This window comes from Nostoc parmelioides FACHB-3921 (assembly GCF_014696625.1).
GTDB classification, from domain to species: Bacteria; Cyanobacteriota; Cyanobacteriia; order Cyanobacteriales; family Nostocaceae; genus Trichormus; species Trichormus parmelioides.
In genome coordinates this window covers 89,569-99,957 of record NZ_JACJQL010000024.1, presented here as the reverse complement: position 1 = coordinate 99,957, position 10,389 = coordinate 89,569, and the positions used below count along the sequence as shown (strand labels likewise).

Here is a 10,389-nt window from a genome sequence, read left to right as displayed (position 1 = left end):
ACCCTTTTATGTGGGGACTGAAGGGAGGGAACTTCAGGAGGAGACGGCTCCTCAGTAAAATAGGCTACTGCCTCTACGCACAACTTTCACGTCGCGCATCTCGGCTCGATACCTCAACGGCAAGAAAGCAACATTGGAGCAAAATATAGAAGAGTATTGTGAAGAAATTCGACATATCACTCAGAAGCTTCGCAATCAGGGAATATATCCCTCGGAAAAACGTGTATCAGAACAAATGACTATGCCAGGATACTTAAGATATCCGAAAGTTCGTTTGGCATTGCAATAAATGCTATGCCAGTTAGGTAAGTGAGTATATAGCTAACTTCGTTTAAGCAAAAATACTTATTGTATTTATAGCTATCTTTGATTCTTCTTTCCTTTTTACTAACTGATTTTTTGTGCGACAATTGACAAGCATAAGTTGTTTCTTGGCAACTTTTAGTGGAAGCATAAGCTTGCCGTTGCGGCAAAGTTATGGGTAAAGTCACAAAAACTAACAATAAATATTTAATGTATAAATGGAGCTAAGCGGGTTCGAACCGCTGGCCTCTGCAATGCCATTGCAGCGCTCTACCAACTGAGCTATAACCCCATAATTTTGATTCACTAAGATTTTTTAAAATTTTTAGTGATATACAAGATTATTTCGCTTTACTAGTATGCAGGTTTATGTAACTTAAGTCAAGACATATATATTAAGTTGTGTGAGAATGTGGGGTGATGATCAGCTACTCTGCTTTTAAGTTACACAATTCATCGTGATGGCTGTTGACAGTTAAACGTCTTTATTAGTAGTTATGCAATTTAGGCGCGCATTAGGTTATTGCTATATGGGGCGTGAGAGTAGAGTAATTTTATTTTTGCTGTTCCCTAAAACATTTACCAAAAGCCAGGTAAGGTTAATGCCTGTTTTAACTTAATTAACGAGCTAAATGCTGAAATAGTGGTTGATTTTGTTTCTTATTATTGTCATCTATGCAATATTTCGTATAGTACACAGATACTAAATTGTACTATACTTTAGGGTTGTCTAGTACAAAAAAACAAATCATATCAATTCTCCAAAATTCAGCAATAGATCGATTTCTCAGAAACCCTTGTGATATGTGCTTTCCTTACTTTTGAACTTGGAATTGTTTATGCCGAAACGCCTGCTAGTGGTTGAATCTCCGGGTAAAGTGAAAAAGCTCAGTCAGATTTTGGGTTCTGAGTGGATTGTCCGTGCTTCTTGTGGACACATTCGGGAACTGAGTGATGAGGGTGAGGATGCTTTGGGGTTCAGCATGGATGGTAGTAGTGTGCAGTGTCACTACGTACCGCGTGACCAACGCTCAAAAGAAACTATCCAGCAGTTAAAGAGTGCAGCGAAGCAGGTGAGTGAAGTTGTGTTAGCGACTGACCCGGATAGGGAAGGAGAAACCATTGCTTGGCATCTCAAGGAAGTTTTGGGATTGAGAGAACCGAAAAGAGTTGTCTATACAGAGATTACAGCCTCGGCGGTACAGAGTGCGATCGCTCATCCGCGCAAACTGGACTTAAATTTAGTCGGGGCGGGATTGTGTCGAGATTGTTTGGATAAGTTGGTAGGGTATAAGGGTAGTCCTCTGGTTTGGGCGTTAAATAATGGGGCTAAGAGTGTGGGGAGAGTGCAGAGTTCTACACTCCACCTAATTTGTCAACGGGAGAGAGAAATTCAAAGCTTTGTACCTCAAGATTATTGGAGTGTTTGGGTTGATTATGTTGAAGGTTTCCGCGCTTTCTATAAAGGTGCAGTCAACACTCGCTCAGACTCTCCAGAAGCAGAAGTAGAAATTCATGATGATGCGGCGGGAAATAGCACGACTGCGCCTGAATCTACCCGCGTACTGGCGGAAGCAGAAGCTAATCGTTTAGTAGAAGAAGCACGCCGTCATCCCCACCAAATCGTGCAGTATGAGGGAAAAGTTGCCAACCGTCAACCACCCCCACCTTTTATTACTTCCACCTTGCAACAAGCGGCTGGTTCTAAGTTGAAGTTTGCGCCAGAGAAGACGATGCAGTTAGCCCAAAAGTTGTATGAGGCTGGGTTGATTACATATATGCGGACAGACTCGGTAATGTTGAGTCCAGAGTTTTGTGAAAGTGCGCGTCAGTGGTTGGAACAAAATGACCCCCAGAATGTGCCAAAGCAGGTTGCAAGACATCGCAGTAGTAAGACAGCCCAACAAGGACACGAAGCGATTCGCCCCACTGATGTGTTTCGTCCTTCCGCCCAGTTGCGAATAGAACTATCCACAGATGAGTTTAACTTGTATGTAATGATTTGGAAACGGGCGATCGCTTCCCAATGTCGTCCAGCTCAACTACGAAAAACCGTTGTCATTACCCAGTCTGGTCAAATTCTCTGGCAAGCACGAGGGCAAGTAGTAGAATTTCTCGGTTACACCCGCTACTGGCCTAACCTCAGCAAGGATACCCTCTTACCCACCTTACAACAAGGGCAAATGGTAACTTTAGAAAATGCTGGTCACGAAAAGAAACAAACCCAACCGCCACCACGCTACAGCGAACCCAAGTTAGTACAACTGATGGAACGTAAAGGCATTGGTCGTCCCAGTACTTATTCTCCCACCATTGCCACCCTGAAGAAACGGGGTTATGTGGAACTGACCAAAGACAACTTACATCCAACAAATCTAGGCTTAGAAGTTGATACTTTCTTACAAAAAGCCCTACCGGATTTACTAGAGGCGGAATTTACTGCCAAAATGGAGAATGCCCTGGATGCGATCGCTGAAGGTAAACAACCTTGGCAGATATACTTGACCACTTGGAATCAAAGTTATTTTGCCCCGGCTTTAGCAAAAGCCAAGACCGTTGCTGTTGATTTAGCCAATCCAACGAAAACTTTCCCCGTACGTAAATACGATACTAGCCGGACTCGTTGCCCTGATTGCAATAACTTTCTCAGCAAAATTCCCAGCAGTAAACTGAAGAAAAAATACTTCCTCAAATGCACTAGCGGTTGTGAAAACACAGTCTTATTTTGGAGTGAATTTAGTAAGACTTGGCAAGCACCCCGAACAAAAGATGACAAAATGGCAGAAAATGGGGAAAAGAATCATCTCTCACCTGCAACAAAACTTCCTACTCAGTTGACAGCATACCCCTGTCCAGTATGTAAAAAACCTTTGGAGGAGTATACTTACACCAAAGATGGACAGAAAAAAACTATGCTGCGTTGCTCTGCACCCTCATCTCGCACTGATAAAAAACATCAAGATGTGGCTTATTTCCACACTGCTAAAGGTTGGTGGAGTCCTAAGTTTGGGGAAATAAACAAATGAAAGACTATCCCTCTCAACGTAAATAGGGATAGTCTAGTTTTACCAATCGTGGGGGATAAATTTTGAATATACTAGAATTTTCTCTGCTAGTTTGGCTTGGCTCATTTAGCGCTGGTTTTATAGGTGCGTTAACTGGGTTGGGGGGTGGGGTTGTCATTGTTCCCTTATTAACTTCAGTATTTGGTGTTGATATTAGATATGCTGTTGGCGCTTCCCTGGTATCTGTAATTGCGACATCCTTGGGGGCTGCATCTACTTATATTAAAAAAGGCTATACAAATCTGCGATTGGGGATGTTTTTAGAAGTTTCCACCACAATCGGGGCGATCGCTGGGGCGATGATTGCTACATTTGTATCTGTCAAAGCTTTGACTATTGTCCTGGCGATCGTACTGATGTATTCTGCGTATCTTTCACAACGACCAAGACTTGAGCAAGTAGAAGACGATATAGCAGACCCCATCGCCAACTACCTGCAACTCAATAGCACCTATCCTACTACTAATGGATTAATGCCTTATCACGTCCACGCAGTACCAGCCGGGTTTAGCATCATGTTAGTAGCTGGGGTGTTGTCCGGCTTGCTGGGTATTGGTTCGGGAGGATTCAAAGTTTTAGCAATGGATCAAGCCATGCGCCTACCCTTCAAGGTTTCCACCACTACCAGCAATTTTATGATCGGTGTCACAGCCGCCGCATCAGCCGGAGTTTATTTAGCCAGAGGTTACATTGATCCTGGTCTATCAATGCCTGTAATGTTGGGTGTATTACCCGGTGCTTTTTTGGGTGCGAGAGTTTTAATAGGTGCGAAGACGCAGATTTTGAGGATTATTTTCAGTCTGGTGTTAGTGGTAATGGCTTTGAAGATGGTCTACAACAGTCTAATAGGAGGGCTGTAAAATGTATGAATATAATTCTGGTATTTACTGGAACTCAACAGTACAGTCAGAAAGTGAAGTTGTGGTTACCTCGGTGCAGCTTCCAGAAGCGAATGAGAGCCAAAAATTAGAAGAATCACCAATTAGCGCTGTCGGACAAATTACTAGCATTTGTGAAATTGATGTTAGCAGGAATTTTGTCAAAACATCAACTGAACAGCAATTAGAATATTTACTCAGCAATCTTTTAAAATATGGTGTTTTGACAGCTAGTGCAGTTGTCCTAATAGGGGGCATACTCTACTTAATTCATCACGGTACTGAGCCTGCTGATTATCATATTTTTCACGGTACACCATCAGAGTTTCGTTCACCATCTGGTGTATTCCACGCAGTATTATCAGGTAGCCGCCGTGGCATCATTCAACTGGGGTTGTTATTATTAATCGCTATTCCCGTTTTACGCGTTGTTATATCTTTACTTACCTTCCTGCTAAAACGAGAATTTATTTACGTTATTATTACCTCTTTAGTTCTGGCGAGTTTAACTTATAGTCTAATAGGAGCTTATTAATAAATAAGATCATTACTACTTACTCGTATAAGAAAGATAAGGGATTGCTCATATTTTCTGCAAAACCCAGGATACCGCGATCGCGGTGTTCATAAATTAATGTGCCTTGAGAATCAAAGAGAAAAGTTCCTCCGCGCTGGGTCAAATAAGATGAATTTGGTACATAAGTACTCCAGTTGCTCAAAACTTCAGTCATATTTCGTAGACGCAGGGTTGCTAGTTCAAAAGGACGCTGAAAGCCTGTTCCGCCAGCAGCTTTGAAAAATGAACCTTTCATTGGTGGTAAAGGTGTACCCTTCACAACTTCCTCATCAGCAATTAACTGGGGTGCTTTCTTATCACCCTTATAACCCCGAAAAACTTCCTTGAGAGTTCCGGGACTACCAATTCCTGCACACATCAGCATTAAATTCAGCCATGCTTTTTGTGAACTTGATAGTATGGGGAATTGTAGCGATAAACCGCGATAAAGACCCAAAATACTGTGGATTTCCGCTTTTGCATCGACAAACAACCATTCTTGCGGGAAATTTGTATATTCGCAAAACTTGAGTCCAGAATTGCGATCGCCTATTCCAATAGCCCGAATTATAATTCCTCTGGCTGCGATTTGTTCTTTTTCTCTTTGTAGCCACCAAGCATATTCTAAATTATCAAAATCCCCCAACTGTGACCAAATTAGTACAAGTAACTTGGAAGGATAGATGCAGCTATCTAGAACGGGTTTAACTTCTCCGTCGCTAACTCGCAAGCGTTGAGTTTGACTCAAAATCGAATAAATATTTAAGGAATTAGAGCTGGCTTGAATATTCATGCAGGTGGGGGGGACAGTTTTTTAGTAAAATTCTAGCCGGATTCGGACATTTTGTTTTTTGTATGGGATCTATAGCGCTTCTCGTTTGTATGCGATACACTCTGACCTCTCTCCTACAAGGAGAGGCTTTGATGCTTACTCCTCTTCCCTTGTAGGGAAGGGGTTGGGGGTTAGGTCTGTATTAAACTTAACTGCAAACCGCTATATTTACAACAATTCTGTTAGGGAAAATTGCCGTTGTCGGTCTAGTTCTTGTAGCTTGATTTTTTCGGTGTAGAATGCCTGATAATATGATTGCCATTTTTCTGGTTCAGTTTCAGGGTCAGTTTCTTGCCAGAGTTCCAGAAAGTGACGATAACGCTTTTCTGTTAATACTCGTTCCATACAGGCGATCGCTGCTTGTACAACTTGGGGAGTCCGCATAATCTCTTTTTTGGTTTTCTCATTGAGATGAAACAGATGAGAAATTACCCCAAGTTCTTCAGCTAGTTCTAAATATATATCTTGTAGTCGGGAAACTAAATCAATCTGTTCGCCTGGAGACTCTAAGATTTGTTGCCACAAAAATCTATGGTGGGATAGGCTAAACTCTAAATTTCTGGTTTCTAGTTCTTCAATAATCACTCGACGCTGTTCGGGACAATGGAGGTAAATCCGCAGTAATAGCGCCTCGGCTAGTTCTAGCAGGCTGCGATCGCCATTGAGGGGAGAATTAGGACTAGGAACTAGGGAAAGGCTTCTATTCGTCCTGGTTGACAGGGGTTTGCTATAGGTGGCGGTGGCTGGGGTGATTTGGGTGAGGAGATTTTCCACTCGCAGGGGGATGAGTCTGGTGTCTCCTAAGCTGAGGATTTCTGCACAGTAAGAAACGTAATAGTTGCGGGTATCGCCGTTAACTATATTTTTGAGTAATTTGACAAATTGCTGTGTAACTTGCTGAAAATCAGTCGCTTGTTTTAAATCACGGTCTTTGGTAATCTGCTGAATCTGCCAGTTCAACCATAATGGTGCATTTGCTAATAGTTGTCCATAATCTGCTGGTGTATGGCTACGCAGATATTCATCAGCATCTTTGCCATCGGGAATGTTGAGAATTTTCAGTTGCACTTCGCCTTTGTAAGCTAAATCGGCAATTTCCCCGATCGCCCGTTCGGCGGCGTTGGTTCCGGCTTTATCTGCATCAAAGTTGAGTACCAACTGTTTTGAGTCGGTGTAGCGCAATACGAGCCGCACTTGTTCTAAACTCAGGGCAGTACCCAAAGAAGCCACAGCATTATTAATGCCGGCTGCGTGGAGGGCGATCGCATCAAAATAACCTTCCACCACCACTGCTTGATCAAACTGGGAAATCCCCGTCTTTGCTTGGTCGAGGGCGAATAGGGTTTTACCTTTATTAAATAGTTCTGTTTCTGGTGAATTTAAATATTTTGGCTGTTCATCTGTCAACGTTCTCCCACCAAAACCAATTACCCGTCCTTGGATATCACGGATGGGAATCATGAGGCGATCGCGGAACACATCATAATATCCCGCGCCTTCCTTGCGGGGTTTAATCAAACCTGCTTTTTCTACCAGATGCACCGGGTAATGCTTGTCTTCCACCAAATAACGATGGAGAGTTTCCCAGCCTGCGGGTGCATAACCCAAGCCGAACTGTTGGATTGTTACTTCCTGGAATTGGCGATCGCTGCGTAAATACTGCATCGCCTTTTGTCCTTGTGATTGTCTGAGGGCGTGTTGATAAAAACTCGCCGCCGAAGCCAGCACCTCATACAACTGTTCTCGCAACGATATCTGACGCTGTAATTCTTGCCGTTGTTCTGGTTCCAGGGTTTGGACTGGGACTTGGTAGCGCCTAGCTAAATCTAACACCACATCAGCAAACGATCGCTTGCCCAATTCCATCAAAAACTTAATCGAATTTCCCCCAGCCTGACAACCAAAGCAATAATACATTTGCTTAGTTTGGCTGACAGTAAAACTAGGTGATTTTTCATCATGGAAAGGACACAAGCCGACAAAATCTTTACCCCGCTTGCGTAAAACCACATATTCCGATACCACATCGACAATATCAGCCCGATGTTTAACTTCATCTATCGTATCTGGATGGAGGCGCGGAATTTGCATTTTGGTTGGTTGCTAGTTGTTAGAGACGCGATTAATCGCGTCTGTACAATTGTCAGTGGTCAGTATATCTCTTCCCCCTCCCCATATAATTATTGTTGCCAAGCCCAAAATAGTGTATAGAATTGCTTACGCTTAATTTTATCAGAGGAAATACGGGAGATGGGGCGTATTTTTATTTCGGCAGCCCACGGAGGCAGAGAAGCGGGAGGAGTAGATCCAGGCTCAATCGCTGGGGGGACGACAGAAGCCAGAGAGATGATTCTGCTACGAGATTTAATTGTGACAGAATTGCGATCGCGGAGTTTTGAAGTTTTGTCTGTTCCTGATGATTTGAGTGCGGCTGATACTATCACCTGGATCAATGCTCGTGGTCGTCGAGGTGATGTATCCCTAGAAGTCCATGCTGATTCGGCGAGTAGCCCGGCTGTAAGGGGTGCTAGTGTGTTCTATATTGCGAGTAATAATGAGCGTAAAAGCAACGGGGAATTGCTGTTAGTTGGATTGTTACGCCGTGTACCCCAGTTACCAAATCGGGGAGTCAAACCAGATACAGACAGTGGTTTAGGTAGATTGGCCTTTTGTCGGCAGATTGCGATCGCTTCTTTACTCATGCAGGTGGCTTTTCTCAGCAGTCCTGAGGATCGAGCTTTGCTGCAAAATCGTCGGCGCGATTTCGCTTTGGGTATTGCTGATGGTTTGGCTTCATGGAGTCGAGTGATTGACCCTACTCCGGGAACCCCCGCAGACCCCAATTATCCACCCATCAATATTAATATTAACGGGCAGAATTATGCAGAGCAAGGAATCTTAGTTAATGGTAACGCTTACATTCCCATTGATTTAGTCGATCGCCTGCGGATTGATTTATCAAAAGCACCAAATGTCAATCGCATCACCTATCGGCGAATTGTCTATGTCAAAGCGGTGGAACTGCGAGATTTTAATGTAGCCGTTAGCTGGGATGCAGCAACACGCACCGTCACCTTACGTTCCAATTTGGTAGTGTGTCCTGGTCAAATTGACAGGATCATGTCCAATGGAACGACCTCAGAAGTGCAAATGCAACTATTCTTGAGAAACAATAACGAGAATGCCTTAGCCCAATTTCCTGACTTACCTAAACTCTATCGAGAAGAAGCCAGCGCCGAGGGCGTAAATTATGACATTGCTTTCTGCCAAATGTGTGTAGAAACAGGATTTTTACGCTTTGGTGGAGACATTAAAGCAGAACAAAATAACTTTGCTGGTTTAGGTTCCATTGGTGGCGGTACAGAAGCAGCAGCTTTTCCTAGTGCCAGAATTGGTGTCAGGGCGCACATCCAGCACCTCAAAGCCTACGCTAGTCTAGAACCCCTAGTCAATGAAGTAGTAGATCCCAGATTTCGCTTCGTCACCCGTGGCGTAGCAACAAAAATTGATGAACTTTCAGGACGCTGGTCAGCCGATTTAAATTATGGGTCAAAAATCACCGCTATGGTGAGACGTTTATACGAGTCCGCCGGCTTCTTTTAATAGTGAATCCGGTTTAAGCAAAGCCCAAAACTCTAACATTTTTGATACCTCATCCCTGGTAGCTGCGAAACTATACCCATCAATTCCAACTGTAATAAAGCACTGGAAACTGAACCAGCATTCATACCTGTTTGCTGAATAATCAAATCGAAGGGTAAAGCATCAAAGCTAATAGCATCAAGTACCCGTTGTAGTTCTGGTGATAAAGTTGGTAAACTCAACTGCTCTGGTACTGATGATTTATCTACCATATCCAATTGTGGTATTGCTCCCAGCATTTTTAAAAGTTCATCGATTTCTCGGATAATTAAAGAAGCGCCTTGGCTAAGTAATTTTAAACAGCCTTGGGATGGATGATCATCTACTCTGCCGGGGAGTGCATAAACATCCCTACCAAAATCATTGGCGTAGGTAGCCGTAATTAATGCGCCAGACTTGATTGGTGCTTCCATTACCAAAATGGCGCGACTTAACCCAGCAATAATTCTATTACGACGAGGGAAGTGAGCGCGATCGGGTGGGGTCTTGGCAGGATATTCACTCACAACCAATCCATTGGTCAAAATCTGCTGGTACAAATCCCGATTTTTATGGGGATAGACGACATCTACACCTGTACCCAAAACTGCGATTGTCCTTCCCCCAGCTTTTATAGTTGCACTGTGGCTTACCGTGTCGATTCCTTCCGCCATACCAGAAACCACAGTGAAGCCATTTTTAGCTAAAGCAGTGCTAATTTGCCGAGTCCAGCGTATGCCATATTCTGAGGGTTGACGCGTCCCGACAATGCCCACTAAGGGTTTATTTCCCCAATTTTCTTGTAAATCCACCTCACCCTGATAGTACAACATGGGCGGTGGGCTGGGAGTTTCTAACAACAAACGGGGGTAGTTGGTATCGGCTGGTGTCCAGAAATGGGGGTTTTCTTCCTCATGCTGGATGAGTAATTGTTCTGGGTAAAGACGCGATCGCTGTTTTACCACTTTTTCTAAAGTCTGTAAACCAAAGCCCTCAACTTCCCCTAACTGCGCCTGAGTAGCATTCCAAGCTGCTGCTAATGTACCGAAATGCTGCTGTAGTCGTCGTAGTAAAACAGGCCCAACCCCCGAAATTTGCGCCCAAGCTAACCAATAGGCTCGTTCTTCACCCACA

The 10,389-nt window shown here is 43.6% G+C and carries 7 protein-coding genes and 1 tRNA gene; 4 read left to right on the top strand and 4 right to left on the bottom strand.

All coding sequences use genetic code 11. The features are described from left to right. Window positions 1-522: 522 nt before the first annotated feature. A tRNA-Ala gene (locus H6G14_RS16980) sits at window positions 523-595 on the bottom strand. Between the two features lie 547 nt (window positions 596-1,142). On the opposite strand from H6G14_RS16980, the gene topA reads away from it, so the two are divergent. The 3 genes from topA to H6G14_RS16965 all read left to right on the top strand — a co-directional run bounded on the left by topA (window position 1,143) and on the right by H6G14_RS16965 (window position 4,781). Beyond that, a complete protein-coding gene (gene topA, locus H6G14_RS16975) occupies window positions 1,143-3,329 on the top strand; it encodes a type I DNA topoisomerase (protein ID WP_190568517.1) in 2,187 nt (728 codons plus the stop codon). Between the two features lie 62 nt (window positions 3,330-3,391). After that, a complete protein-coding gene (locus tag H6G14_RS16970; protein ID WP_190568516.1) occupies window positions 3,392-4,228 on the top strand; it encodes a sulfite exporter TauE/SafE family protein in 837 nt (278 codons plus the stop codon). 1 nt (window position 4,229) lies between these two features. Beyond that, window positions 4,230-4,781: a DUF1634 domain-containing protein gene (locus H6G14_RS16965; RefSeq protein WP_190568515.1), complete on the top strand. Its 552-nt coding sequence runs from the start codon at window positions 4,230-4,232 to the stop codon at window positions 4,779-4,781. A 19-nt stretch (window positions 4,782-4,800) separates the two neighbouring features. Here H6G14_RS16965 and H6G14_RS16960 read toward each other — a convergent pair whose 3' ends face one another. Next, window positions 4,801-5,595: a peroxiredoxin-like family protein gene (locus tag H6G14_RS16960; RefSeq protein ID WP_190568514.1), complete on the bottom strand. Its 795-nt coding sequence runs from the start codon at window positions 5,593-5,595 to the stop codon at window positions 4,801-4,803. Window positions 5,596-5,802: 207 nt separating this feature from the next. Next, window positions 5,803-7,725 carry a DNA primase gene (dnaG, locus tag H6G14_RS16955; protein WP_190568513.1) on the bottom strand — a complete coding sequence of 641 codons (1,923 nt, stop codon included), beginning with the start codon at window positions 7,723-7,725 and terminating at the stop codon, window positions 5,803-5,805. A 159-nt stretch (window positions 7,726-7,884) separates the two neighbouring features. Here dnaG and tftA point away from each other — a divergent pair, with 159 nt between their 5' ends. Continuing rightward, entirely contained in the window at window positions 7,885-9,237 is a 1,353-nt protein-coding gene (gene tftA / locus H6G14_RS16950; protein WP_190568512.1) for a hormogonium tapered terminus morphoprotein TftA, read from the top strand. A 32-nt stretch (window positions 9,238-9,269) separates the two neighbouring features. On the opposite strand, the gene dprA is transcribed toward tftA, so the two are convergent. Continuing rightward, window positions 9,270-10,388 (bottom strand): DNA-processing protein DprA, encoded by a 1,119-nt coding sequence (gene dprA, locus H6G14_RS16945; protein WP_190568511.1) that lies wholly within the window; start codon window positions 10,386-10,388, stop codon window positions 9,270-9,272. Between the last annotated feature and the right edge of the window lies 1 nt (window position 10,389).